The sequence below is a fragment of the Fusobacterium varium genome (assembly GCA_021531615.1).
Lineage (GTDB): Bacteria > Fusobacteriota > Fusobacteriia > Fusobacteriales > Fusobacteriaceae > Fusobacterium_A > Fusobacterium_A varium_C.
In genome coordinates this window covers 1-363 of sequence record JADYUE010000106.1, presented here as the reverse complement: position 1 = coordinate 363, position 363 = coordinate 1, and the positions used below count along the sequence as shown (strand labels likewise).

The window sequence follows — 363 nt, the reverse complement described above, 5'->3', positions numbered from 1 at the left end:
CAATTAAAATTCCACCTATTTTACTTGATAAAAAGATTAAAGAGATTAGAATTATTCCTAAATTTAATGCTAGGTTCTTTGAAATTCAGTATACTTATGAAGTACAGGAAGAACAAAGAAATTTAGATAAAAACCATGCACTAGCTATTGATTTTGGAATTAATAATCTTGCAACTTGCGTTACAAGTAAAGGTAAATCTTTCATAATAGATGGAAAAAAATTAAAGTCTATTAATCAATGGTTTAATAAAGAAAATGCTCGTCTTCAAAGTATTAAAGATAAGCAAAAGTATGGTAAAAAACCAACTTTAAGACAAAAATATCTATATAGTTCTCGCAATAATAAAGTAAATGACTATATGT

At 25.1% G+C, this 363-nt stretch carries 1 protein-coding gene; it reads left to right on the top strand.

Features of this window, described 5'->3' with window-relative positions; all coding sequences use genetic code 11:
• Window positions 1-363: transposase (locus I6E31_12530; GenBank protein ID MCF2640782.1), on the top strand; the 363-nt coding region annotated here is incomplete at both ends.